Origin of the sequence: Enterobacter vonholyi, from assembly GCF_040834095.1 — a bacterium.
In the GTDB taxonomy this organism is placed as follows: Bacteria; Pseudomonadota; Gammaproteobacteria; order Enterobacterales; family Enterobacteriaceae; genus Enterobacter; species Enterobacter vonholyi.
Map to the genome: position 1 here is coordinate 2,153,278 of NZ_CP162152.1, position 23,801 is coordinate 2,177,078.

The 23,801-nt window shown below is 56.9% G+C and carries 23 protein-coding genes; 16 read left to right on the forward strand and 7 right to left on the reverse strand.

All coding sequences use genetic code 11. The annotated features are described in order from the left end of the window. The first annotated feature begins 21 nt into the window (after positions 1-21). The 3 genes from AB3N39_RS10195 to rimL all read left to right on the forward strand — a co-directional run bounded on the left by AB3N39_RS10195 (position 22) and on the right by rimL (position 3,287). Positions 22-795 carry a transporter substrate-binding domain-containing protein gene (locus AB3N39_RS10195; RefSeq protein WP_021242531.1) on the forward strand — a complete coding sequence of 258 codons (774 nt, stop codon included), beginning with the start codon at positions 22-24 and terminating at the stop codon, positions 793-795. Between the two features lie 242 nt (positions 796-1,037). Continuing rightward, positions 1,038-2,693: a glucan biosynthesis protein D gene (locus AB3N39_RS10200; protein WP_252092906.1), complete on the forward strand. Its 1,656-nt coding sequence runs from the start codon at positions 1,038-1,040 to the stop codon at positions 2,691-2,693. A 45-nt stretch (positions 2,694-2,738) separates the two neighbouring features. After that, positions 2,739-3,287, forward strand: a complete 549-nt coding sequence (gene rimL, locus AB3N39_RS10205) for a 50S ribosomal protein L7/L12-serine acetyltransferase (protein ID WP_367897286.1) — start codon at positions 2,739-2,741, stop codon at positions 3,285-3,287. On the opposite strand, the gene ydcK is transcribed toward rimL, so the two are convergent. Further along, the gene (gene ydcK, locus AB3N39_RS10210) at positions 3,282-4,262 is read right to left on the reverse strand and encodes a YdcK family protein (RefSeq protein WP_367897287.1); all 981 of its coding nucleotides are present in this window, start codon (positions 4,260-4,262) and stop codon (positions 3,282-3,284) included. The two genes, rimL and ydcK, sit on opposite strands and share 6 nt — an antisense overlap. 133 nt (positions 4,263-4,395) lie before the next feature. Here ydcK and tehB point away from each other — a divergent pair, with 133 nt between their 5' ends. Continuing rightward, positions 4,396-4,989, forward strand: a complete 594-nt coding sequence (gene tehB, locus AB3N39_RS10215) for a tellurite resistance methyltransferase TehB (protein ID WP_133294392.1) — start codon at positions 4,396-4,398, stop codon at positions 4,987-4,989. Here the strand turns inward: tehB and pepT are convergent. Continuing rightward, positions 4,986-6,215, reverse strand: a complete 1,230-nt coding sequence (gene pepT / locus AB3N39_RS10220; protein WP_367897288.1) for a peptidase T — start codon at positions 6,213-6,215, stop codon at positions 4,986-4,988. The genes tehB and pepT overlap by 4 nt on opposite strands. A gap of 111 nt (positions 6,216-6,326) precedes the next feature. Between pepT and AB3N39_RS10225 the strand changes: the two genes are divergently transcribed. Both AB3N39_RS10225 and AB3N39_RS10230 read left to right on the forward strand, forming a co-directional pair. After that, positions 6,327-7,922 (forward strand): ABC transporter substrate-binding protein, encoded by a 1,596-nt coding sequence (locus tag AB3N39_RS10225; RefSeq protein ID WP_325848150.1) that lies wholly within the window; start codon positions 6,327-6,329, stop codon positions 7,920-7,922. 135 nt (positions 7,923-8,057) lie between these two features. Then, complete coding sequence (locus tag AB3N39_RS10230; protein ID WP_111964626.1) at positions 8,058-8,732, forward strand: DUF3313 domain-containing protein; 675 nt, start codon at positions 8,058-8,060, stop codon at positions 8,730-8,732. A 34-nt stretch (positions 8,733-8,766) separates the two neighbouring features. Here the strand turns inward: AB3N39_RS10230 and AB3N39_RS10235 are convergent, their stop codons facing one another. Beyond that, a complete protein-coding gene (locus AB3N39_RS10235) occupies positions 8,767-9,663 on the reverse strand; it encodes a DMT family transporter (RefSeq protein ID WP_133294394.1) in 897 nt (298 codons plus the stop codon). A gap of 173 nt (positions 9,664-9,836) precedes the next feature. Between AB3N39_RS10235 and AB3N39_RS10240 the strand changes: the two genes are divergently transcribed. Continuing rightward, positions 9,837-10,709: a helix-turn-helix domain-containing protein gene (locus AB3N39_RS10240; protein ID WP_367897289.1), complete on the forward strand. Its 873-nt coding sequence runs from the start codon at positions 9,837-9,839 to the stop codon at positions 10,707-10,709. Here AB3N39_RS10240 and AB3N39_RS10245 read toward each other — a convergent pair. Continuing rightward, the gene (locus tag AB3N39_RS10245) at positions 10,689-11,855 is read right to left on the reverse strand and encodes a benzoate/H(+) symporter BenE family transporter (RefSeq protein ID WP_367897290.1); all 1,167 of its coding nucleotides are present in this window, start codon (positions 11,853-11,855) and stop codon (positions 10,689-10,691) included. The two genes, AB3N39_RS10240 and AB3N39_RS10245, sit on opposite strands and share 21 nt — an antisense overlap. A 92-nt stretch (positions 11,856-11,947) precedes the next feature. On the opposite strand from AB3N39_RS10245, the gene AB3N39_RS10250 reads away from it, so the two are divergent. Both AB3N39_RS10250 and AB3N39_RS10255 read left to right on the forward strand, forming a co-directional pair. Continuing rightward, entirely contained in the window at positions 11,948-12,475 is a 528-nt protein-coding gene (locus tag AB3N39_RS10250) for a helix-turn-helix domain-containing protein (RefSeq protein WP_367897291.1), read from the forward strand. An 80-nt stretch (positions 12,476-12,555) separates the two neighbouring features. Beyond that, positions 12,556-14,520 carry a U32 family peptidase gene (locus tag AB3N39_RS10255; protein WP_367897292.1) on the forward strand — a complete coding sequence of 655 codons (1,965 nt, stop codon included), beginning with the start codon at positions 12,556-12,558 and terminating at the stop codon, positions 14,518-14,520. Here AB3N39_RS10255 and AB3N39_RS10260 read toward each other — a convergent pair whose 3' ends face one another. Beyond that, positions 14,521-14,751 carry a DUF2554 family protein gene (locus AB3N39_RS10260; protein WP_032640211.1) on the reverse strand — a complete coding sequence of 77 codons (231 nt, stop codon included), beginning with the start codon at positions 14,749-14,751 and terminating at the stop codon, positions 14,521-14,523. Between the two features lie 244 nt (positions 14,752-14,995). Here AB3N39_RS10260 and AB3N39_RS10265 point away from each other — a divergent pair, with 244 nt between their 5' ends. Beyond that, the gene (locus AB3N39_RS10265; protein ID WP_133294399.1) at positions 14,996-15,358 is read left to right on the forward strand and encodes a hypothetical protein; all 363 of its coding nucleotides are present in this window, start codon (positions 14,996-14,998) and stop codon (positions 15,356-15,358) included. Positions 15,359-15,519: 161 nt separating this feature from the next. Here AB3N39_RS10265 and AB3N39_RS10270 read toward each other — a convergent pair whose 3' ends face one another. Next, a complete protein-coding gene (locus tag AB3N39_RS10270) occupies positions 15,520-16,056 on the reverse strand; it encodes a dihydrofolate reductase family protein (RefSeq protein WP_133294400.1) in 537 nt (178 codons plus the stop codon). A gap of 40 nt (positions 16,057-16,096) precedes the next feature. After that, on the reverse strand, positions 16,097-17,104 hold the full coding sequence (ftrA, locus tag AB3N39_RS10275; protein ID WP_136194853.1) for a transcriptional regulator FtrA: 1,008 nt from the start codon (positions 17,102-17,104) through the stop codon (positions 16,097-16,099). 73 nt (positions 17,105-17,177) lie between these two features. On the opposite strand from ftrA, the gene AB3N39_RS10280 reads away from it, so the two are divergent. From AB3N39_RS10280 to urtD, 6 genes are all read left to right on the forward strand, one after another. Further along, positions 17,178-17,591 carry a rhodanese-like domain-containing protein gene (locus AB3N39_RS10280; protein WP_111964618.1) on the forward strand — a complete coding sequence of 138 codons (414 nt, stop codon included), beginning with the start codon at positions 17,178-17,180 and terminating at the stop codon, positions 17,589-17,591. A 156-nt stretch (positions 17,592-17,747) separates the two neighbouring features. After that, positions 17,748-18,851 (forward strand): cobalamin-independent methionine synthase II family protein, encoded by a 1,104-nt coding sequence (locus AB3N39_RS10285; RefSeq protein ID WP_111964617.1) that lies wholly within the window; start codon positions 17,748-17,750, stop codon positions 18,849-18,851. A 203-nt stretch (positions 18,852-19,054) separates the two neighbouring features. Beyond that, positions 19,055-20,326: an urea ABC transporter substrate-binding protein gene (urtA, locus tag AB3N39_RS10290; RefSeq protein WP_047958573.1), complete on the forward strand. Its 1,272-nt coding sequence runs from the start codon at positions 19,055-19,057 to the stop codon at positions 20,324-20,326. A gap of 24 nt (positions 20,327-20,350) precedes the next feature. Further along, on the forward strand, positions 20,351-21,925 hold the full coding sequence (gene urtB / locus AB3N39_RS10295; RefSeq protein ID WP_367897293.1) for an urea ABC transporter permease subunit UrtB: 1,575 nt from the start codon (positions 20,351-20,353) through the stop codon (positions 21,923-21,925). Next, positions 21,925-22,998 (forward strand): urea ABC transporter permease subunit UrtC, encoded by a 1,074-nt coding sequence (gene urtC / locus AB3N39_RS10300; protein WP_271367863.1) that lies wholly within the window; start codon positions 21,925-21,927, stop codon positions 22,996-22,998. The genes urtB and urtC overlap by 1 nt, the downstream gene beginning before the upstream one ends. Continuing rightward, entirely contained in the window at positions 22,998-23,795 is a 798-nt protein-coding gene (gene urtD / locus AB3N39_RS10305; protein ID WP_252092923.1) for an urea ABC transporter ATP-binding protein UrtD, read from the forward strand. The genes urtC and urtD overlap by 1 nt, the downstream gene beginning before the upstream one ends. The last annotated feature ends 6 nt before the right edge of the window (positions 23,796-23,801 follow it).

A 23,801-nucleotide genomic window follows, 5' to 3' on the forward strand; every position in this document is an offset into this window, starting at 1 on the left:
ATAGGCTCTGAGGAGTATGAGATGAAATTACGCGCGTTAGTTGTCGGCATGGGATTGCTGTGTACCTTTTCCTCCTTCGCGGCGTCCGAGCTGCGTTACGGTCTGGAAGCCGAATATCCGCCGTTTGAAAGCCGCAATGCGGCAGGCGAACTGGAAGGGTTTGACGTTGAACTGGGGAACGCCATCTGCAAAGCGGCAGCGCTGAAGTGCAGCTGGGTGGAAACCTCGTTTGATGCGCTGATCCCGGGCCTGGTGGCGAAGAAATTCGACGCCATCAACTCGGCGATGAATATCACCGAGCAGCGCCGCAAGAGCATTGATTTTACCCAGCCTATCTACCGTATTCCGTCGCAGCTGGTCGGCAAGGCCGGTACGGCGGTCGAGGCGACGCCTGAAGGGCTGAAGGGGAAAACCATCGGCGTGCTGCAGGGCTCCATTCAGGAAACCTATGCCAAAGAGCACTGGGAAAAGCAGGGTGTCACCGTGGTGTCTTATAAAGATCAGAATATGGCCTGGGGCGATCTGCTGAATGGCCGTATCGACGCCTCGCTGGTCATGTCCGCGGCCGGGCAGGCAGGTTTCCTCAGCAAGCCGCAGGGGAAAGGGTTTGGCTTCATCGGCAAGCCGGTGTCTGACGACACTATCCTCGGCAGTGGGATCGGCTTTGGGTTGCGTAAAGGTGACGAGGCCACCAAAAAGCAGCTTGACGCCGCAATTGATAAAGTACGTGCCGACGGCACGATCGCCAAACTCGCTGATAAGTACTTCCCGGGTATCGATGTCAGCGTAAAATAACCGCCTCTTTGGCCCCGGTGAACGATGTCGCGCCGGGGCATTTTTCTACACATTTTCCAGGCTTTCTTTACACCACTTTCGGGCCGTTCTGGTCGACAGAAAATATTTCTCACTTTGTTCATATAATCACCGGCCAACAATTGGATTCTTAACCATTTTTGTTTAGGCTGTGCGTTCTTTCTTGCCGTCATTTCGCCGAGCGCGGAACACATTCACACGACCATAAGGACGTTTTTCCAGGCATGAATCGCAGACGTTTTCTAAAAGGCTCGCTGGCAGCGGCAGCCCTGAGCGGCACATCCGGCCTTGCCTCACTGTTTTCCAAAGCGGCATACGCCGCCGACTCTGACATTGCTGACGGCCAGAGCCGTCGTTTTGACTTCTCCGTACTGCAATCCATGGCGCATGACCTGGCAAAAACCCCGTGGGGTGGCGCGCCGCGCCCGCTGCCGGAGACGCTGGCGACCATGACGCCGCAGGCGTACAACGCCATCCGCTACGATGAAAAACAGTCTCTGTGGAACAACATTGAAGGGCGTCAGCTGGACGTGCAGTTCTTCCATATGGGAATGGGGTTCCGCCGTCGCGTGCGGATGTTCTCGCTGGACCAGTCGACCTCTATGGCGCGCGAGATCCACTTCCGTCCTGAGCTGTTCAGCTACGGTGAAACGGGCGTGGATACCAAACAGCTGGAAGGGCAAAGCGATCTCGGCTTTGCGGGCTTCCGCGCCTTTAAGGCGCCAGAGCTGGCGCGTCGCGATATCGTCTCCTTCCTGGGCGCGAGCTACTTCCGCGCGGTGGATGACACCTACCAGTACGGCCTTTCCGCCCGCGGTCTGGCGGTAGACACCTTTACCGACACGCCGGAAGAGTTCCCGGACTTTACCTCCTTCTGGTTTGAAACCGTCAAGCCAGGCGACACGACCTTTACCGTTTATACGCTGCTCGACAGCCCGAGCATCACGGGTGCCTATAAATTCGTGATCCACTGCGAGAAGAGCCAGGTGATCATGGAGGTGGAAAACCACCTCTACGCTCGTAAGGACATCAAGCAGCTCGGCATTGCGCCGATGACCAGCATGTTCAGCTGCGGTAATAATGAACGCCGCATGTGTGACACCATTCACCCGCAAATTCATGACTCCGACCGCCTGGCGATGTGGCGCGGCAACGGGGAGTGGATCTGTCGTCCGCTGAACAACCCGCAGAAGCTGCAGTTCAATGCCTATATGGACAAAAACCCGAAAGGGTTCGGTCTGCTGCAGCTCGATCGCGATTTCTCGCACTATCAGGACGTGATGGGGTGGTACAACAAGCGTCCAAGCCTGTGGGTGGAACCGCGTAACGACTGGGGTAAAGGCGCGGTTGGCCTGATGGAGATCCCGACCACCGGTGAAACGCTGGATAACGTGGTCTGCTTCTGGCAGCCGGAAAAAGCAGTCAAAGCGGGCGACGAGCTGGACTTCAAATATCGCCTCTACTGGAGCGCTATGCCGCCGGTGCGTTCTCCGCTGGCCAACGTCTTCGCCACCCGTACCGGCATGGGCGGGTTCCCGGAAGGCTGGGCGCCGGGCGAAAACTACCCGAAAGTATGGGCCCGTCGCTTTGCGATAGATTTTGTCGGCGGCGATCTGAAGGCCGCTGCGCCAAAAGGCATCGAGCCGGTGATTACGCTCTCCAGCGGTGAAGCGAAGCAGGTGGAGATCCTCTACGTTGAACCGTTTGACGGCTATCGAATTCTGTTTGACTGGTACCCGACGTCGGATTCGACGGAGCCGGTGGATATGCGTCTGTTCCTGCGCTGCCAGGGCGACGCCATCAGTGAAACCTGGCTGTACCAGTATTTCCCACCGGCGCCGGATAAACGTAACTACGTTGACGACAGGGTAATGCGTTAACGATCGATTCCCTCTCTCTCCGGGAGAGGGTTAGGGTGAGGGGCAATGACCGTAGTAAAATCCGAAATTATCCCGGTATCTGACGCTCTCGAGCTTCGCGCCGTCGAAGAGCGCTATACCGCCGATCTGCACAATCTCGTCGTCAAAAACAGAATCTTTCTGCAAACCGCCTTTTACTGGGCGCAGCACGTAGGCAGCGAAGAGGATACCCGCCGCAACGTGCAGAGTAACCAGATGCTGCACCAGCGCGGCTACGCCAAAATGTTTTTGATCTTTAAGGATGATGCGCTGGTTGGCGTACTGTCGTTCAACACGATTGAACCAACCAACAAGGCCGGGTACATCGGCTACTGGCTGGATGAAGCCCACCAGGGGCAGGGTATTCTCTCCAGGTCACTGCAGGCGTTTATGCGCTACTACGCTGAGCGCGGTGAGATCCGTCGTTTTGTGATCAAATGTCGGGTGGCGAATCAGCACAGCAACAGCGTTGCCGTACGCAACGGTTTTACGCTGGAAGGGTGCTTGCGGGAAGCGGAATACCTGAATGGCCGCTTTGAAGACGTGAATATCTACGGCAGGATTTATACCCTATAACGCACCCAGCAGCGGCGTGCGGGTGATGCGCTGGTCGCCGTTAATCACTTTTTCGCCGCGCAGGTGAATGCTCTCGCCGGCAAATGCTTCAATAACCGCATCGCCGGTAATTTCAACCCGATGTTCGATCAGCACATCCCCGCTGATGCGCGCGCGCCCCTGAATCACGACTTTATCATCCAGCATGATCGGCCCGCCGCGCAGCCAGGCCTGACCGCCAATCAGGACGTGATGCTTGATGACACAGTTTCCCTCGACCACGGCATTCTCCGCAATCTGCGAGCTGTAGCGCACCGTTGGGATGGCATCTTCATCAAAGCCGGCAATCACGCGGGCGTTACCATAGACTTTTGCGCAGTCGCACACCCACACGTTGTTGAGTTCGTTTCCCTCGAGGATCGCGTTGTCGAAGACTTCGGCCCGGTGTTCAACAAAGGCAAAATTAACCATCGCCTCGCCGTAGATTTGCGCCTGGTGCACAATCCTCGACTGGATCACCGTTGCCTTATCGTAGATTTGCAGGATCTGTTCATGGTCCGGCGTAAGCCCTTTGGCAGCAATGACCACGCTGTGGTGCAGCACGCGCGCTTCGCCGTAGATATGACACTCGCCCCGCACGCAGGATTGCTGAATGGTGACGTTGTCACTTATTCGCGCCCCGTGGCTGACCTCTGCGCCGTCCAGCCAGCAGCTGTCACCGATACGGGCATCATGGCTCACGACGCACGGCAGGGTAAGACGCGCGTTGCCGGACACGGTCGCTCCGGCGAACACCACGCTGTTTTCATCGTAGATCCAGCAGTGGCCGTCCTGCGCGAGGGCGCGCTCATCGTCAATCCAGCCGCCTCTCGTCCCGACCGTCACGTCGTTAAAGTCCGCCGTGGCGATAATCTGCCGCAGCGTAGTGGCGTGGGTGGTTTCGCCGTTTTTCCATTGCCAGAGGCGGGTCTCGTCGCTAAGGCGATATTTGTTCATCTTTATTTCTCTGATAAGCGTCTTAACTAAACGTAGCAAATTTTTCGATTTTCGAGCGGCTGGCAACCAGACGGTAAACGCCTTAAAATAGCATCCAGGATGCACTTTCACTTTATGAGAACGCAGGAAAACAATGACCGTCGATGAGAATTACTTCACAGAGAAATATGGCTTAACCCGTACCCATTCAGAGGTGCTGTACAGCGCGGAGATTGTGAAGCCCGGTAAAACGCTGGATCTGGGCTGCGGCAACGGCCGTAACAGCCTCTATCTTGCAGCTAACGGCCACGATGTCACCGCGTGGGACAAGAACCCGATGAGCATCGATAATATCGAGCGCATTAAGGCGGAAGAAGGGATCGATAACCTCCACGCGGCGATTAAAGATCTCAACAACCTGAGTTTTGACGGCGAGTACGATTTCATTCTTTCCACCGTGGTGCTGATGTTCCTGGAGTCAAAAACCATCCCGGGTCTTATCGCTAATATGCAGCGCTGCACCAGGCCTGGCGGCTACAACCTGATTGTTGCCGCGATGGACACGGTGGATTACCCGTGCACCGTCGGCTTCCCGTTTGCGTTCAAGAGCGGTGAGCTGAGCAACTACTATGAAGGCTGGGAGTTGCTCAAATACAACGAAGACGTTGGCGAACTGCACCGCACCGATGAAAATGGTAACCGCATCAGGCTGCGCTTTGCCACGATGCTGGCGCGCAAGCCCGCTTAACGGGCGGCCAGCAGGCAGATCTGCAGGGCCGTGTTGTAAGACGCTTCGAACGACGACAGCGGCAGGAATTCAAACTTCGAGTGGAAGTTATGCGCCCCGGTGAAGAAGTTCGGCGTGAGTAGCCCTTTTGCCGAGAGCGCCGCGCCGTCGGTGCCGCCGCGCATCGGCGTCGGTTTCGGCGTGATGCCGAGCGATTCCATCGCTTCGAACATCAGATCGATAGCGCGCCGGTCTTCACCAATCGCATTGCTGATATTGCTGTAGGTATCTTCAATGCGATAGTCCACTCTGGCCGTCGAATATTGGGCGGCAATCAGTGCGGCCACGTCGGCAATCTGCTGCTTGCGCGCGGCAAAGCTCTCCTTGTCAAAGTCGCGGATATTGGCCTTAAGAACGGCCTCGTTCTGTCCGGCCTGAATGCCGTTAAACCAGATATAGCCTTCACGTCCCTCGGTGCACTCCGGCGTTTGCTGGCGGTCAAAATGGCTGATGTAATCAGTCGCCATCAGCAGGGGATTCACCAGCACGCCTTTGGCGGACATCGGGTGCGCCGTTACGCCGGTAAAGCGGATCTCCGCGGCGGCCGCATTAAAATTCTCGTAAACAATTTCACCCAGCTCGCAGCAGTCGATGGTCCAGGCAAAGTCGACGTCGAAGCGCTTAAGATCCAGCGCCTTGGCACCGTTCAGGCCGATCTCTTCGTCAGGCACAAACGCCACGACGATATCCCCATGCCGATGCTCCGCCGTGAGGTTTTCCAGCACCGTCATGACCACCGTGACCGCCGATTTATTATCCGCGCCCAATACGCTGGTTCCGTCGCTGAAAATAATCTCCTCGTTCGGATAAGCCAGAATTTCAGGGTGCTCGTTAACCCGCAGCCAGATGTCTTTCTCTTTATTCAGACAGAGATCTTCACCGGTAAACATTAATATTTGTGGATGAATATCCGGTGAAAGTCCCACGTCGACGGTATCAATATGGGTAATAAAGCCGATGCGCGGCGCACCGGGCACGTTGCCTTTTTTTACCGCCGTCACCGTGGCGAATTCATCAATCACAATGTCGTCTAACCCCAGCTGTGCCAGCTCCTGCGCCAGCTCGCGCGCCATGTCATGCTGGCCCGGCGTTGAGGGCAGGGTTTTGACTTTGGGATCGCTCTGGCTGGTGATCGCGAGATAGCGGAAAAAACGGTGCGTTAATTGTCTGGAAAGCGGCGAGCCCATAGTGATTTATTCCTTATTTATTTTTCAGGTGTTTGTCACATCACTTTAATGTTATTTATGAAATGGCAAAAGAATTAATTAGCCGTCGAATTAAAAAGACAGGAATAAATGATGACAAGCAAACTCACAACTTTCACATTGGCGCTCGCGGCACTCACGGTCAGTTCCGCTGTCGCTGCGAAAACGCTGGTGTATTGCTCCGAAGGATCGCCGGAAAACTTTAATCCTCAGCTATACACCTCGGGAACCAGCGTGGACGCCAGCGCCGTGCCGGTCTATAACCGTCTGGTCGATTTCAAACCCGGCACCACGGAGCTGGTGCCAAGCCTTGCGGAGCGTTGGGAGGTGAGCGACGACGGCAAGGTCTACACCTTCTTTCTGCGTAAGGGCGTTAAGTTCCAGAGCAATAAATCCTTCACGCCAACCCGCGACTTTAACGCCGACGACGTGATCTTCTCGTTTATGCGGCAGAAAGACGTGAATCATCCCTACCACAACGTCTCTAACGGCAGCTACTCCAACTTCGAAAGTCTGGAGTTCGGCAGCCTGATAACCGCGATTGATAAAGTCGATGAGCATACCGTGCGCTTTACCCTGGCGCACCCGGAAGCGCCGTTTGTCGCCGATCTGGCCTGGTATTTTGCCTCAATCCTTTCGGCGGAGTATGCCGACGCGATGCTAAAAGCGGGCACGCCGGAGAAGGTGGATATGGAGCCCATCGGCACCGGGCCGTTTAAGCTGGCGCAGTATCAGAAAGATTCCCGGATCCTTTTCACGGCGTTTGCCGACTACTGGCAGGGGAAATCGAAGCTGGACAGGCTGGTGTTTAGCATCACCCCAGATGCCTCCGTGCGCTTTGCCAAAATTGAGAAGAACGAATGTCAGGTCATGCCCTTCCCAAACCCGGCCGATCTGCCGCGCATGAAGGCCAACAAAGACATTAATCTTATGAGTAAGGCGGGGCTAAATACCGGCTTCCTGGCGTTCAACACGCAGAAGCCGCCGCTGGATAACGTGAAGGTCCGTCAGGCGCTGGCGATGGCCATCAATAAACCAGCCATTATTGATGCGGTGTTCCACGGTACCGGCACCGCTGCGAAGAACCTGCTGCCGCCGGGCGTATGGAGCGCAGACAGCGAGCTTAAGGATTACGACTACGACCCTGAAAAAGCCAAAGCGCTGCTGAAAGAGGCCGGTTTTGCCAGCGGCGTCAGCATCGATTTATGGGCGATGCCGGTGCAGCGTCCCTATAACCCGAATGCGAAACGCATGGCGGAGATGATTCAGGCGGACTGGGCGAAAATAGGCGTGCAGACCAAAATCGTTACCTACGAATGGGGCGAGTATTTGAAACGCGTGAAGGGCGGAGAGCATCAGGCCGCGCTGATGGGCTGGACGACGGCAACGGGCGATCCGGACAACTTCTTCGGCCCGCTATTCACCTGCACCTCGGCAAACGGTGGGTCAAATTCGGCGAAATGGTGCTATAAGCCCTTCGATAAAATTATTGCGGAAGCAAAATCAACCACCGATCGCGATAAACGCGTGGCGCTGTATAAAGAGGCGCAGCAGATGATGCATGACCAGATGCCCGCGGTGATGATTGCGCATTCAACCATTTTCGAACCGGTGCGCAAGGAGGTGACGGGCTATGAAATTGACCCGTTTGGCAAACATCTGTTCTGGCAACTGGATATAAATCAGTAATTTTTCACTGCCCGGCACGCTTGCGGGCAGTCTTTTCGCAATTTGTGCTCTCCGCATCATTTTTTGTCACAACAAACCCGCCGGTCTTTTGCTATAACTTCAAATGCATACTTGCAGATAACATGGAAAACTATCATGCGTACTCAAACTTTTTTTAAAGTTGCAGTGCTTACTGGTCTGTTGGCGTTAGCGGGCTGTTCTTCGAAAGTCGCAGCTCCCGAACAATATTCTGGCTTTTTAAAAGACTATTCAGGCTTGCAGCAGACAACGTCTGCGACGGGTAAACCAACGCTGCGTTGGGTTGATCCTTCCTATAACGAAGCTAATTACGACAGTATTCTCTGGACACCGATTACGTATTATCCAACGCCAAAACCAACCACGCAAATTGGGCAAAAAACGCTTGATGAGCTGTTGAACTACACCAATACCAAAATGAAAACTGCGATTGGCACGCGTAAGCCGATTGTGACCACGCCGGGTAAACATAGCCTGATTTTCCGCGGTGCAATTACCGGGGTGAGTTCGCAGAAAGAAGGTCTGCAGTTCTATGAAGTGGTGCCGGTCGCGCTGGTGGTAGCAGGTACGCAGATGGCAACCGGGCATCGCACTATGGATACGCATCTCTTCTTTGAAGGCGAACTGATCGATGCGGCCACCAACAAACCGGTCATGAAGGTTGTGCGCAAAGGCGAAGGTAAAGATCTGAACAACGAAAGTACGCCGATGACCTTTGCAACCCTGAAGCAGGTTGTTGATGACATGGCGACGGACGCCACCATGTTTGATGTGAAAAAGACCGCGAAATAAAATAAAACGGCCTGCGTAATGCAGGCCTTTTTATTTACGCCGTTCGTAAGCGTCTGAACCAGGTTTCTGGTTTGGTAAACATCACCATATTTCCCCCCAGAATCAGCAATAACCCCACGATACCGTTGATATGCCAGACGTATCCTTCATACACCGTAGAGATGGACAGCGCCACCAGTGGGAAGAGTAGCGTACTGTAGGCCGCTTTGCCCGGGCCAATGCGTCCCACCAGCGTGAAGTAGGCGCCAAAGGCAATCACCGAACCAAATACAGCCAGATAGAGCAGCGCGCCAATGTAGCTGATGGTCCACTCTGGCGCGAAGCTATCGCCTCTGAACAGCGCAATGCAGCCCATCACCAGCGTGCCGTAGAGCATCGCCCAGGCGTTGGTGGTCATGGTTTCTAGGCCTCTGCGCTGATGGCGCATGCTGATCATATTGCCCAGCGAGAAGCCGTAGGTGCCGAGCGCGGAGAGGCCAATCCCGGTCAGGAGCGACGCGCTCCAGCCGCTGGCCAGCAGATCGTCCCAGAAGAGAGTGACGATCCCAGTCAGGCCCAGTGCCGCCGCCGTCCAGAAGCGCGCCGGCGGGCGCTGCCCGAAGAAGATAAAGCTGTTGATGGCGTTATAGAGCACGGCCATGGAGAAGATCACGGATTCCAGCCCTGTGTTAATGTGCGAGGCTGCGGCGTAAAAACACCAGAAGTTAAAGCAGAAAACGCAGCATCCCTGGAGTATACAAAAGAGGTGATCCCGCAGCGCCAGCTTGCGCAGGCGGCGCAGGGCGATTAACACCGCCATCATCGTGAGGCTGGCGACGGCGAAGCGCCAGAAAATCGACACCGGCGCCGCGACGGGGCCCTGCTGCAGGAAAATCGCAATCCAGGTGGTTCCCCAGATAATGACCACGAGTCCATATAATAATGCGTTCATAGTTCTCTCTTCTCAAACCGCGGAAGCCCGCAGTATGGCGCTGAAACTCGCGACGGGCTTTCACCGGGTTGCGGGTGACTTGCAAAATCTTGCGCTTTTTTCTTCCGGCGGGACTGGCAACGGGGGGCAACTCTTCTTAGACTGATATTCCCATCAATTATGCGCTAACGGTTATGTCTCACGCTTACGATACCTTTGAAACGCTTTGCCAACAGAATGCAGTCCTGCGGGAAACCGTCTCGCTGAATTCGGGTATTCAGCTGGCAGCGTGGTACAACAAGCACGATACGATAACGGTAAAAAGTAACCATCATACCCTCAGCCTGTACGTGGCGGACGGCTACGAAAGCTATCAAAAAACGCCGGGCGGCTGGAAGAACGGCGGGGGGCCGGACCGTTTCTGTCTGATGCCCAAAGAGAGCGAATCGACGTGGGATATCCGCGATGACCTGTCGTTTGTGCATCTCTACTGCACCGACGAACACCTGCGCGACGTGGGGGAAAAAATCTGGGACAAGCGCCCGCTTTCGCTGACCCTGGACGAGCGCATTTTTGGTAGCGATCCGAAGATCACCGCGCTGTATCGCCAGTTTTTGCTCGGCTGTGACTGGCAGCAGCACGCCAACCAGCTCACCCTGAGCACGGCCTCCACGCTGCTGCTGACCCATCTGCTGCAAAACTACTCTAACGTGCAGTGGAAGCTGCCGGTCGTCACCGGAGGGCTATCGCCATTCGTGCTGCGCAACGTGCTGGCCTTTATTGAAGAGAACCTGGGCCAGCCCCTGACGCTGGCCGAGCTGGCGGTGCAGGCCGCGCTCAGCGAATACCACTTTGCCCGCATGTTCCGCCAGTCGACGGGGCTGGCGCCGCATCAGTACGTGATGCAGAGGCGAATGGATAAAGCTAAGGCCCTCGTCCAGCATACGACGACGCCGCTGACGGAGATCGCGCTTGCCTGCGGGTTCAACTCCGCCAGCCACTTCAGCAACCGCTTTCGCAGCGCGACGGGCATGACGCCTTCGCAGCTACGTGCGGCGAGCGCGTGAAAACAGGGCGTAGCACATCCCGCCCAGCACCAGTCCCCAGAATGCCGAACCGATGCCCAGGAGCGTGACGCCGCTTGCGGTCATCAGAAACGTGACGATAGCCGCGTCGCGCTCCGCTTCATGATTCAGCGCCTGATATAAACTCCCGCTGATGGTGCCCAGCAGCGCCAGACCGGCAAGCGTCTGGATCCAGCTGAGCGGCAGCGCGGCCATCAGCCCGGTAATGGAGCCACCGAAAATTCCCGCCAGCAGGTAAAATCCTCCCGCTGCGATGGCCGCCAGCCAGCGTTTATCCGCATCCGGGTGTGCATCCGGGCTTTGACAAATGGCGGCGGTTATAGCCGCAATGCAGATGGAAAAGACGCCAAACGGAGAAAACAGCAGCGCCAGCCCTCCCGTGACGATGATGAGCGGTGAGACCGCCAGCGGGTAACCGGAGGCTTTCATCGTGGCGAACCCCGGCGCGTTTTGCGAAGCCATGGTCACGAGGAAGAAGGGCAAGCCAATACTCACCAGGCTGGTGAAGGTGAAGGCGGGTGCAATAAATTCGGGCATTACCAGAGAAAGGGTGAGTTTATCCGTGACAACGTCACCTGCCGCCCATGCCACAATCCCGCCCACCAGCAGCGTGACCACGATGGCATAGCGCGGCGACAGCGCTTTTGCGATTAGCCACGCCGCAATCATGCTGCCGCACAGCAGAAAGTGCCCCTCAAGATGCGCAAAGGCATGCAGGCCAAACTGCAGCAATACCCCTGCCAGCATGGCGGCAGCAAGCGAATGAGGGATCAGCTTCATCAGACGGGCGAAGAGCCCGGTAATGCCGCAGAGCAAAATAAGCGCGTTAGCAAAGATGAACACGCCGATGGTTTCTGCCAGCGTGATCCCGTGCAGGCTGGTGGCGAGCAGCGCCGCGCCGGGCGTCGACCAGGCGGTCAGTACGGGCGCTTTGTACCACCAGGAAAGCGCCAGCGTACTGACGCCCATTCCAATTCCCAGCGCGGTCATCCAGCCCGCAATCTGCTGTGCGCTGGCGCCTGCCGCGGCGGCGGCCTGCCAGATGATGGCGGCCGAGCTGGCGTAACCGACCAGAACGGCGACAAATCCAGCCAGTGCGACCGGAATAAAGTGAGAGGAAGGGCGCATGAAAACTCCATTGTGCGTTATAACGTCCGGAGTAAGGTAGCACTGTGCGCTATAGCGTACAAGTGGTATGCTGATCGTCACCAGGAGGGAACATGGATATCACACTACACCTTGCAACAACGCTGAAAACGCTGCGCCAGGCGCGCGGCTGGAGTTTGTCGAAGCTCGCGGACGAGACCGGCGTGTCAAAAGCCATGCTCGGGCAAATCGAGCGCAATGAATCCAGCCCGACGGTGTCGACGCTGTGGAAAATTGCCACCGGGCTGAACGTGCCGTTTTCCGCGTTCATCACCCCAGACGCGGACCGGCAGGCGGTATTTGACCCCCAGCAGCAGGCGATGGTCGTCAAGCCGCTCTTTCCGTGGGACGAGACGCTCGGGTTTGATTATTTCTCCATCACGCTGGCACCCGGCGCGCTGAGCGAATCCACGCCGCATGAGGCCGGGGTAATAGAACATGTCGTCGTAGTAAGCGGCGAGCTGGAGATGAAGCTTGGCGGCAAATGGCAGACGATTTCTGCCGATTCGGGCATCCGTTTCGCCGGCGATAAACCGCACGCCTACCGCAACAGCAGCGACCGGACGGTGCATTTTCACTCCCTGATTCATTATCCCCGCTGACGCTACGCAAAACTGTTTCGCTGACGCATACTTCTGACTACAATAGCCGCCATTTTGACCATAACGGATAACGACGAAGTATGCGCCTGCAATCCCATCATCTTGAACTTTTAAGCCCGGCCCGCGACGCCGCCATTGCCCGTGAAGCGATCCTTCATGGCGCAGATGCCGTCTACATTGGTGGCCCAGGCTTCGGTGCCCGCCATAACGCCAGCAACAGCCTGAGCGATATTGCTGAACTGGTGCCGTTCGCCCACCGTTTCGGGGCGAAAGTGTTCGTGACCCTGAACACCATTCTTCATGATGATGAGCTGGATCCTGCGCAACGTCTGATTACCGATCTCTACCAGGCCGGGGTGGATGCCCTGATTGTTCAGGATATGGGCGTGCTGGAACTGGATATTCCCCCCATTGAACTGCATGCCAGTACCCAGTGTGATATCCGCACGGTAGAGAAGGCGAAGTTTCTCTCTGACGTCGGCTTTTCGCAGATCGTTCTGGCGCGTGAGCTGAACCTGAATCAGATCCGCGATATTCACCAGGCGACAGACGCGACGATTGAATTCTTTATCCACGGCGCGCTGTGCGTCGCCTATTCCGGTCAGTGCAATATTTCCCACGCGCAGACGGGCCGCAGCGCCAACCGCGGCGACTGCTCTCAGGCCTGCCGTCTGCCGTATACCTTGAAAGACGATCAGGGCCGCGTCGTGGCGTTCGAAAAACACCTGCTCTCCATGAAGGATAACGATCAGACGGCCAACCTGGGCGCGCTGATCGACGCGGGCGTGCGTTCCTTCAAGATTGAAGGGCGCTACAAAGATATGAGCTACGTGAAGAACATCACCGCGCACTATCGCCAGATGCTCGACGCCATTATCGAAGATCGCGGCGATCTGGCGCGCGCGTCCGCCGGGCGCACCGAGCATTTCTTTGTTCCGTCGACGGACAAAACGTTCCACCGTGGCAGCACGGACTATTTCGTTAATGCCCGTAAAGGGGATATCGGCGCGTTTGACTCACCGAAGTTTATCGGTTTACCGGTGGGTGAAGTGCTGAAAGTGGCGAAAGATCACCTTGATGTCCAGGTAACGGAACCGCTGGCGAACGGCGATGGCCTTAACGTGATGATTAAGCGTGAGGTCGTGGGCTTCCGCGCCAATACGGTCGAGAAAACCGGCGAGAACCGCTACCGCGTCTGGCCGAATGAAATGCCGGCCGATCTCTACAAGGCGCGACCAAACGCGGCGCTTAACCGTAACCTCGATCATAACTGGCAGCAGGCGCTGCTGAAAACCTCCAGCGAACGTCGTATCGCGGTGGACATTGAGCTGGGCGGTTGGGAAGAGCAGCTGATTCTGACCATGACCTGTGAAGACGGCATCAGCGTAACGCATACGCTCGATGGCCTGTTCGAGGTGGCAAACAACGCGGAAAAAGCGCTCAACAGCCTGAAGGATGGGGTGGCGAAGCTTGGCCAGACGATTTACTACGCCCGCAACGTTGAGGTCAGTCTGCCGGATGCTCTGTTCGTGCCGAACAGCCTGCTTAACCAGTTCCGTCGTGAAACGGCAGAGATGCTGGATGCCGCGCGCCTGGCGCAGTATCCGCGCGCTAGCCGTAAAGCGGAAGCCGTACCTGCACCCGTATACCCGGAGACACATTTATCCTTCCTGGCCAACGTTTATAACCATAAAGCGCGTGAATTCTATCATCGCCACGGCGTGCAGCTGATCGACGCGGCTTATGAAGCGCATGAAGAGAAGGGCGATGTGCCGGTGATGATCACCAAGCACTGCCTGCGCTTTGCGTTTAACCTTTGCCCTAAGCAGGCGAAAGGGAATATTAAGAGCTGGAAGGCAACCCCCATGCAGCTTGTAAACGGTGATGAAGTTCTGACTCTCAAGTTCGACTGCCGTCCTTGCGAAATGCATGTGATTGGCAAGATGAAAAACCACATCTTCAAAATGCCGCAGCCGGGCAGTATTGTGGCGTCCGTCAGTCCGGACGATCTGATGAAAACTCTGCCTAAACGCAAGGGCAGTTAATTACCGAACGTGGGTATCCGGTTTGCGCGATTTCTGCCACAGGTGGTGTTCGCGCAAACCCTCCGCCGACTCTTCCGCAGCGCTTCGTAACTCATCGCTGTCGGCTTCATGACGAAGCTGATGCGCCACATTCTTGACCCATAAATATTCGTGTCCTTTGTGCCCGGCCATAAGCTGGCCTGAAAAGAGTGCACAGATAAGCATGATGAGAGATAAGCCTTTTTTAATCATGAGATCGCCACCGAATGACATTGCGGGGTAATCATGCCGATTATTTTTTAGTGTTATTATTTAATAATTCAAACTCGTGAAAAGAGATTGTCAAATATTGTGTGTCCGGAAAATTGTCCAGGACATTTCCTAAAAAGTCATGAATGTTTGTAAATTGCCATTTCTGGTCCATAATCGGATATTTGCATTAAGGATAAATCTTATATAATAGTTAATCTCTGGCTAAGGAACGGGTCGTTAATAAATGAAAAAAATAATTGCGCTTGCGCTTCTGGCGGTTGCTGTTGGGGCCGTTGCAGGGATTCGTTATGCTGGTGATAACAAACCAGAATATATACAATCGGCAGAAATTCGCGTTAGTTCCTATTTGACCAGCGATTATGGAGCCGTAACCTGTAACAGTAAAAAAATTAACGATGTGCGTTGGGAATTAGACTGCACCCAGCAGACGATAGGAAAAACATTCCAGTTTGCGGCGTACCCCTCTGATAAAGCACCTTATGGAGTGGCGCGGTCATTTTATCTTGAAGCCATAAATGATGACGCAAAACAGAGCGCTGAACAGGGCCTTATGCGTTATTTGCAGATCAATACTCATGCAGGTTAATAAGACTGTTTAACCTTCGTTAAGACAACGGGTGTTAGGTTGTATGGGATCCGCAGCCCGGCCATGGAGTGTCGGGACGTAGAGACCAAAATACAAATCTATCCATGCAAGCATTTACCGCCATTTTTTGGCGGTTTTTTTGCGCAGTGTTTACCGTCTTTTTATGATAGCAGTCGATAGTGCGACTGTACCAGACCCGAAGGGAAGCTACGGCTGGATACCAGCGTCAAATCGATATCCTCTGGCAGGGCGCCAAACAGCGATTTTCCCGAACCGAGCAGGACAGGAACGGTTGTGATCACCATATCGGCCACCAGTCCTTCTCGCAGGAACGACTGTATCACCTGCCCACCATCGAGATAGACGCGATGGACGTTCTGCAACGCCAGGTAGTCGAGCACCTCCTTTGGCGTGCGGCCGGAAAACTGCACTTTCCCCTTCAGCGCGTCGGGCACGGGCGTGTCGGCCAGCTGTCTGGAGAGCACCAGCACGGGCCGGTCATAAGGCCATGCATCAAAGGTCAATACTTTCTCATAGCTGCCTCGGCCCATCACTATCCACTCTTTGTCAGCGATGAACGCCGCATAGCCATGATCTTCAGCCGGGTCATCGCGCTGCAGGAGCCAGTCGATATCATCATTGTGTCGGGCGATGTAACCATCAAGACTGGTTGCGATAAAAACGTGTGTAGTGACCATAAGGTTCTCCGTATTCCTGCGAAACCAAAAGACTGACGCCTCAGCGGGCTGTAGCGGAATGAGAAAATTGTTTGCGGTACTGGGCCGGGGAAATCGCGAACTGCTGGCGAAAGTGATGACGCAGCGTCGATGCCTGGCCAAACCCGGTCTGTTCCGCGATGCTGTCGATACTTAAACGACTGCTTTCCAGATAATCTTTCGCCCGCAGCAGGCGCTCATTGAGTAACCAGCGGGCAGGCGTCGTTCCTGTTGCCGCCTCGAAGCGACGAAGAAACGTGCGCTGACTCATACCGACACGACGCGCCAGCGAGTCGACGCTGTGCGGCTCGGTAAGATGCGTATGCAGAAAATCAAACAGCTGGCCGAGGCGCTGGCTTTCCCGCAGCTGCGCCACCGGGCGGCTCAGCTGTTGCGGCTGAGAGCCATCCCGGTGAGGAGGAATGACCAGCCGCCGCGCCACGCTGTTAGCGGTTTCCATTCCATAATCCCTTCGTACAACGTGAAGGCAGAGATCGATCCCCGCCGCGCTGCCTGCAGAAGTCAGGATATCGCCTTCGTCCTGGTAGAGCACATCCTCAACCACGTCGATGTCAGGGTAGCGGGCTTTAAGCGTCTCAATGTAGCGCCAGTGCGTCGTGGCTTTGCACCCGTTGAGCAGCCCCGTAGCGGCCAGCACAAATACGCCCGAACAGATGGACAGCAGCTGGCATCCTCGCGCGCTGGCCTGACGTAATGCGTTGCAGAGCGCGTCCGGAACCGGCGAGTCCAGCCCACGCCAGCCGGGAACCACAATCAGGTCCGCAGACGCAAGCAGGCTTAAATCACCATCGGTGACGATACGGATCCCGCCTGTTGCCCGAAGTTCACCGCTATCCACGCTCGCCACCGCAAAACGATACCATTCATCGCCCAGCTCGGGACGTGGCAGACCGAAGATCTCCACCGCTACGCCAAACTCAAAGGTACACAGGCCGTCATAGGCCAGCACCACCACCTGCGGGCGGGCAATTTGTCTTAAGTTTGTCATCTTTTTGCTGTTTTCTGGCATAAGCGAGCGCATTCACGTGCTGAATTTCTGGATAGAGTAGTGTTAACACAAACGCCAAAGATGAGGAAGGATCATGAGCTATGTTACTGAATTTCCGGCTGCCGAGCCGCAGGAAGCCGTCACCCATTTTCTGCGTCGCCTGAGCGTAGAAACCGACTGCGCCGATGTGCATCACGCCATCGCCAATAATGAGCAGGACTTTGTTTTGCTGCACGTGGTGGGGAGCCCGGAGCAGTTTGCCCGTCGCCATGTGCCGGGCGCTCTGCATATGCCGTGGAGCCAGATGACCGCTGAGCGCATGACCCAATGGCCTGAAGGGACGCTGTTCGTCGTCTACTGCGCGGGGCCGCACTGTAACGGCGCGGACAGAGCCGCGCTGAAGCTGGCGCGTCTCGGGCTGCCGGTCAAAATCATGCTCGGTGGGATCACCGGCTGGGAAGATGAACGCTACGCGTTTGCCAGCAGCGAAACCACTGCCGCGCTGTGAAGATGAATTTTTTTCAACACCCGTGAAATTTTCTCGTTTGCCGGCACCGGGGAGGTATGACATTGTTTTTGGACATTTAGACATCCAGAAGTCTAAAAGTTCAAATAATGAATTATCACTGCGGGCAATTATTGCCGGCAGACTGAGGAGATTTCCATGCAACGACACCACGCCCCGTACCGCGCCGACGTAGTCGGCAGTTTTTTACGTCCGGATGCCATCAAGCAGGCTCGCCTGCAATTTGCCAGCGGCGAGATTGACGCGAGACAGCTTCGCGCGGTGGAGGACGAAGCCATTCGCCACGTCGTTGAGCAGCAGTGCGCGTGCGGCCTGCATGTCGTGACCGACGGTGAGTTTCGCCGTGCCTGGTGGCACTTCGACTTCTTCGACGGTCTGCAGGGCGTTGAGCGTTACGATTCCCAGCAGGGCATCCAGTTTAACGGCGTGCAAACCAAAGCCCACGGCGTGCGCGTCACCGGCAAACTGGGCTTTGGCGAGCACCCGATGCTGGACGATTTCCGCTATCTGAAAAGCATCAGCGGTAACGCCCAGCCAAAAATGACCATTCCCAGCCCGAGCGTGCTGCATTTCCGCGGCGGTCGCAAAGACATTGATGCGACGGTGTATCCGGACCTGAACGTCTATTTCGACGATCTGGCGACCACCTGGCGCGACGCGATTCGCGCATTCTATGATGCAGGCTGCCGTTACCTGCAGCTGGACGATACCGTATGGGCCTACCTCTGTTCGGACGATCAGCGTCGTCAGATCCGCGAGCGCGGCGACGATGCCGATGAGCTTGCACGTATCTATGCCCGCGTCCTGAACAAGGCGCTGGAGGGCAAGCCGGACGATCTGACCATCGGGCTGCACGTCTGCCGCGGCAACTTCCGCTCCACCTGGATTTCCGAAGGCGGCTACGAGCCGGTGGCGGAAGTGCTGTTCGGAACGGTCAACGTTGATGCCTTCTTCCTGGAATACGATAACGACCGCAGCGGGGATTTCGCGCCGTTGCGCTTTGTTCGCCCGGGCAAGCAGCAGGTGGTGCTGGGTCTTATCACCACGAAAAACGGCGAGCTGGAGAACCCGGAGGGAATCAAAGCCCGTCTGGAAGAGGCGGCGAAATACGTGGCGAAAGAGCAAATTTGCCTCAGCCCGCAGTGCGGCTTTGCCTCGACCGAAGAGGGCAACAGCCTGAGCGAAACCCAGCAGTGGGACAAAGTCCGGCTGGTGACGCAGATCGCCAGCGAAGTCTGGTAAAACCTTCCTCCTCAGCGCTGCATTATAAAAGTGCAGCGCTGTGCCATTCTGAGACGTTCTCTTTACATCCTGCGCTCCCCTCCCGGAAATAGCGCTATCTCCATTCTGGCATTCTTTTTGCTCCTGCTTCGCTGACACATTTATTTCCGCGTCCACGCCGTAACGGACGTTTTCGCACAGCGTTCTTTTTCAGGAGTGAAAATATGCACCGTCGTACCTTATTAAAAGCCTTTGCGTTATCCGCGTCCGTCGTGGCGATGGGAATGAGTTTTGGCGTGCAGGCGGCCGATACCATCAAAGTGGGGATCATGCATTCTCTTTCCGGCACGATGGCTATCTCCGAGACCCCGCTTAAAGATGTCGCCCTGATGACCATCGATGAGATCAACGCCAAAGGCGGCGTGCTGGGCAAGAAACTGGAGCCGGTAGTGGTGGATCCGGCCTCAAACTGGCCGCTGTTTGCCGAGAAGGCGCGACAGCTGTTAAGCCAGGATAAAGTGGCGGTGGTATTCGGCTGCTGGACCTCGGTTTCGCGCAAATCCGTACTGCCGGTCTTTGAGGAGCTGAACGGCCTGCTGTTCTATCCGGTGCAGTATGAAGGCGAGGAAATGTCGCCAAACGTGTTCTATACCGGCGCGGCGCCGAACCAGCAGGCCATCCCGGCGGTTGAATACCTGATGAGCGAAGACGGCGGCGCGGCGAAACGCTTCTTCCTGCTGGGCACGGACTACGTTTATCCGCGCACCACCAACAAGATCCTGCGCGCGTTCCTGCATTCGAAAGGGGTGGAGGATAAGGATATCGAAGAGGTTTACACCCCGTTTGGCCACAGCGACTACCAGACCATCGTTGCCAACATCAAAAAATTCTCAGCGGGCGGCAAAACCGCCGTGGTGTCGACCATCAACGGCGACTCCAACGTGCCGTTCTACAAAGAGCTGGCTAACCAGGGTCTGAAGGCGACCGACGTGCCGGTGGTGGCGTTCTCCGTCGGCGAAGAAGAGCTGCGCGGGATCGACACCAAACCGCTGGTGGGTAACCTGGCGGCCTGGAACTACTTTGAGTCCGTCGATAACCCGACTAACCAGGCGTTCGTGGCGGATTACAAAGCCTATGCGAAGGCGCACAAGCTGCCGAACGCCGACACCGTAGTCACCAACGACCCGATGGAGGCGACCTACGTGGGCATTCACATGTGGGCGCAGGCGGTGGAAAAAGCCGGTACTACCGATGTGGACAAAGTGCGTGCGGCGATGGCCGGCCAGTCCTTTAAGGCGCCATCAGGCTTTACGCTCACCATGGATGCCACCAACCATCATCTGCATAAGCCGGTCATGATCGGTGAAATCGAAGGTAACGGCCAGTTCAACGTAGTATGGCAGACGGAACAGCCGGTACGCGCCCAGCCTTGGAGCCCGTTCATCGCCGGAAATGACAAAAAGCCCGACCAGCCGATGAAAACCGCCAGCAACTAAGCCATCACCGCAGGGAGAAACGTCATGAACGCCATGCGCCTGTTCATCGCTCTTGTATGGCTTTCCGGACTGCTGCCAGGGATGGTGCAGGCATCGGATGCCGATCTTTTTGTTGCCGCCAGCCGCAGCCAGCAGGCGGATTTGTTGACGCAGTGGGCCGCCGCGCCGGATGCCGCCAGGCTTCCGCTGCTTCAGTCCCTGCAGAAGGAAAACCTGTATGCCGACAGTCAAAAGCACGCCTTTGCGCAGCGTAACGGGCAAATGGTGTCGCTTGGGGACGCCCGTGCGGCAGAAGCGCCAACCAAAGCCGTTCGTCTGACGAACCGGCTGCGCGTGCTGGCTGCGACCGCCATCGCCACCCATCAGCTGGTGAGTGACAGTGTCACCGAGAGGCGGGCGGCTGCGCGTCAGCTGCAGCGCGATGCCCAGCCCGGTATGCTCGCTTTTCTGGAAAAACGTGTGAACGATGAAACGGACGCCGTGGCGCGTCAGGCGCTGCTGCTGGCGGTCGCGAACCTCCAGCTGGCAAGCCCGCAGGCAGAGGTGCGCCGCAAGGCCGTCGAACTATTAGGTCAGTCCGACGATCCGGACGTACAGTCCAGGCTCACTCCGTTTACCCAGCCAGACACTGAGCCGGATGGCGGCGTGCGCGCGGCCGCAGAAGAGAGTCTTAGCCAGATCCAGCATCGGCTGATGTGGGGCGATCTGCTGGGACAGGCGTTTATGGGGCTCTCCCTCGGGTCGGTGCTGCTGCTGGCCGCGCTGGGGCTGGCTATCACCTACGGCCTGCTGGGCGTCATTAATATGGCGCACGGCGAGATGCTGATGCTGGGGGCATATGCCACCTGGATGGTGCAGCAGGCGATGGCCGGGCTTGCGCCCCAGTGGCTGGCGCTCTATCCCGTTATCGCCTTGCCGGTCGCGTTCTGCCTGACGGCGGGCATTGGAATGGTGCTGGAGCGCACGGTGATCCGTCATCTGTACGGTCGTCCGCTGGAAACGCTGCTGGCGACGTGGGGCATCAGCCTGATGCTTATCCAGCTGGTGCGCATGACCTTTGGCGCCCAGAACCTGGAGGTGGCGAACCCGGCATGGCTCTCCGGCGGGGTGCAGGTTTTTGCCAACCTGACGCTGCCGTGGAACCGTATTGTGGTGCTGGGCTTCGTGCTGCTGGTGCTGTTCTTTACCTGGCTCATTCTGAATAAAACCCGTCTGGGGCTCAACGTGCGGGCGGTGACGCAGAACCGCAGCATGGCCGCCTGCTGCGGGGTACCGACAGGTCGCGTCGATATGCTGGCGTTCGGGCTTGGCTCCGGGATTGCGGGGTTAGGCGGCGTGGCGTTATCGCAGCTCGGTAACGTCGGGCCGGAGCTGGGCCAGGGCTATATCATCGACTCCTTCCTTGTGGTGGTGCTCGGAGGCGTAGGCCAGCTGGCAGGCAGCGTGGCCGCGGCGTTTGGTCTGGGGATTTTTAATAAAATCCTTGAACCCCAGATGGGGGCGGTGCTGGGCAAGATCGTGATTCTGGTGGCGATCGTGCTGTTTATTCAAAAACGCCCGCAGGGGCTGTTTGCGCTGAAAGGGAGGGTGATTGACTGATGAGCCAGCCGCTGACCTTAACGCTGGCGCGCAAAGCGCCACGCACAACGCAGATTGCAGGCAGCCTGCTGGTGGTGTGCTTGCTGATATTGCCGTTTTTCGCCTTACTGCCTGCGACGCATCCGCTGGCGCTGTCAACCTGGATGCTGACGCTGACTGGCAAGATCCTCTGCTATGCCATCGTTGCGGTGGCGCTGGATCTGGTATGGGGCTACGCCGGGATGCTCTCTCTTGGGCACGGCATCTTTTTCGCCCTGGGCGGCTACGCGATGGGCATGTACCTGATGCGCCAGGCCGCGGGTGACGGTCTGCCCGCGTTTATGTCGTTTCTTTCCTGGAGCGAGCTGCCGTGGTTCTGGTGGGGAACCCAGCATTTTGCCTGGGCGCTGGTGCTGATTGTGCTGGTGCCGGGGCTGCTGGCGCTGGTGTTTGGCTGGTTCGCCTTCCGCTCGAAGATCAAAGGGGTCTATTTTTCGATCATGACCCAGGCGCTGACCTATGCCGGGATGCTGTTGTTCTTTCGCAACGAAACCGGCTTTGGCGGCAATAACGGCTTTACCGGCTTCACCACGCTGCTCGGGTTTTCGGTAACGGAAACGACGACCCGTATCGCGCTGTTTCTGGCCACCGTGCTGTTGCTGCTCCTGGCCCTGGGCACAGGGTTTGTGCTGGCGAAGAGCAAGTTTGGCCGCATTTTGACCGCCGTTCGCGACGCCGAAAACCGGCTGACGTTTTGCGGCTACGATCCGCGCGGGTTCAAGCTGCTGGTGTGGACGCTCTCTGCCGTACTGTGTGGTCTGGCGGGGGCGCTCTATGTCCCGCAGGTGGGCATTATCAACCCGGGCGAAATGTCGCCGACGAACTCGATAGAGGCCGCCATCTGGGTAGCGCTTGGCGGGCGCGGCACGCTGGTGGGGCCGGTGATTGGCGCGGCGCTGGTTAACGGGGCGAAAAGTTTCTTCACCGTCGCGATGCCGGAATACTGGCAGCTGTTTCTGGGGCTGATTTTTATCGCCGTTACGCTGTTTTTACCGCGCGGCGTCTACGGACTGTTTCGTAAGGGAGAAAAATAATGCAGCCAGCCGAAGGGTTATTCACCCGCCAGCTGCCCGGCGATCGCTACCGAGAGCAGACCGACCCGGTCCTGCAGCTTGAGGCGATTAACGTCAATTTTGACGGTTTTCAGGCCCTGACCGATCTCTCGCTGAATATCGGCGTGGGCGAGCTGCGCTGCGTGATCGGTCCCAACGGGGCCGGTAAAACCACGCTGATGGACGTCATCACCGGCAAAACGCGTCCAGAGAGCGGCAGGGCGATTTACGACCAGTCCATCGACCTGACCGCGCTGGAGCCTGCGGCCATTGCCCGCCAGGGCATCGGGCGTAAATTCCAGAAGCCCACGGTCTTTGAGGCGCTGACGGTGTGGGAAAACCTGGAGATCGCGATGAAAAGCGATAAGTCCGTCTGGGCGAGCCTGCGGGCAAAACTCAACGGCGCGCAGCGCGACCGGATCGATGAGATGCTGGTTTTACTGCGGCTGACCGCCGAGCGCGACCGCCGCGCCGGGCTGCTTTCCCATGGACAAAAGCAGTTTCTGGAGATCGGCATGCTGCTGGTGCAGGACCCGCATCTTCTGCTGCTGGATGAACCCGCAGCCGGGATGACCGACGCGGAAACGGAATACACCGCAGAGCTGTTCAAAACGCTGGCAGGCAAGCATTCCCTGATGGTTGTTGAGCACGATATGGGCTTTGTCGAAACCATCGCCGATCGCGTGACGGTGTTGCATCAGGGGCGCGTGCTGGCGGAAGGTTCACTTCGCGAGGTGCAGGCCAACGAGCAGGTGATTGAGGTCTATCTGGGACGTTAAGGAGCG

Coding starts and splice junctions, on each gene's coding strand:
- AB3N39_RS10195 (WP_021242531.1), top strand. CDS start 22: ATGAAATTACGCGCGTTAGTTGTCGGCATGGGATTGCTGTGTACCTTT.
- AB3N39_RS10200 (WP_252092906.1), top strand. CDS start 1,038: ATGAATCGCAGACGTTTTCTAAAAGGCTCGCTGGCAGCGGCAGCCCTG.
- rimL (WP_367897286.1), top strand. CDS start 2,739: ATGACCGTAGTAAAATCCGAAATTATCCCGGTATCTGACGCTCTCGAG.
- ydcK (WP_367897287.1), bottom strand. CDS start 4,262: ATGAACAAATATCGCCTTAGCGACGAGACCCGCCTCTGGCAATGGAAA.
- tehB (WP_133294392.1), top strand. CDS start 4,396: ATGACCGTCGATGAGAATTACTTCACAGAGAAATATGGCTTAACCCGT.
- pepT (WP_367897288.1), bottom strand. CDS start 6,215: ATGGGCTCGCCGCTTTCCAGACAATTAACGCACCGTTTTTTCCGCTAT.
- AB3N39_RS10225 (WP_325848150.1), top strand. CDS start 6,327: ATGACAAGCAAACTCACAACTTTCACATTGGCGCTCGCGGCACTCACG.
- AB3N39_RS10230 (WP_111964626.1), top strand. CDS start 8,058: ATGCGTACTCAAACTTTTTTTAAAGTTGCAGTGCTTACTGGTCTGTTG.
- AB3N39_RS10235 (WP_133294394.1), bottom strand. CDS start 9,663: ATGAACGCATTATTATATGGACTCGTGGTCATTATCTGGGGAACCACC.
- AB3N39_RS10240 (WP_367897289.1), top strand. CDS start 9,837: ATGTCTCACGCTTACGATACCTTTGAAACGCTTTGCCAACAGAATGCA.
- AB3N39_RS10245 (WP_367897290.1), bottom strand. CDS start 11,855: ATGCGCCCTTCCTCTCACTTTATTCCGGTCGCACTGGCTGGATTTGTC.
- AB3N39_RS10250 (WP_367897291.1), top strand. CDS start 11,948: ATGGATATCACACTACACCTTGCAACAACGCTGAAAACGCTGCGCCAG.
- AB3N39_RS10255 (WP_367897292.1), top strand. CDS start 12,556: ATGCGCCTGCAATCCCATCATCTTGAACTTTTAAGCCCGGCCCGCGAC.
- AB3N39_RS10260 (WP_032640211.1), bottom strand. CDS start 14,751: ATGATTAAAAAAGGCTTATCTCTCATCATGCTTATCTGTGCACTCTTT.
- AB3N39_RS10265 (WP_133294399.1), top strand. CDS start 14,996: ATGAAAAAAATAATTGCGCTTGCGCTTCTGGCGGTTGCTGTTGGGGCC.
- AB3N39_RS10270 (WP_133294400.1), bottom strand. CDS start 16,056: ATGGTCACTACACACGTTTTTATCGCAACCAGTCTTGATGGTTACATC.
- ftrA (WP_136194853.1), bottom strand. CDS start 17,104: ATGCCAGAAAACAGCAAAAAGATGACAAACTTAAGACAAATTGCCCGC.
- AB3N39_RS10280 (WP_111964618.1), top strand. CDS start 17,178: ATGAGCTATGTTACTGAATTTCCGGCTGCCGAGCCGCAGGAAGCCGTC.
- AB3N39_RS10285 (WP_111964617.1), top strand. CDS start 17,748: ATGCAACGACACCACGCCCCGTACCGCGCCGACGTAGTCGGCAGTTTT.
- urtA (WP_047958573.1), top strand. CDS start 19,055: ATGCACCGTCGTACCTTATTAAAAGCCTTTGCGTTATCCGCGTCCGTC.
- urtB (WP_367897293.1), top strand. CDS start 20,351: ATGAACGCCATGCGCCTGTTCATCGCTCTTGTATGGCTTTCCGGACTG.
- urtC (WP_271367863.1), top strand. CDS start 21,925: ATGAGCCAGCCGCTGACCTTAACGCTGGCGCGCAAAGCGCCACGCACA.
- urtD (WP_252092923.1), top strand. CDS start 22,998: ATGCAGCCAGCCGAAGGGTTATTCACCCGCCAGCTGCCCGGCGATCGC.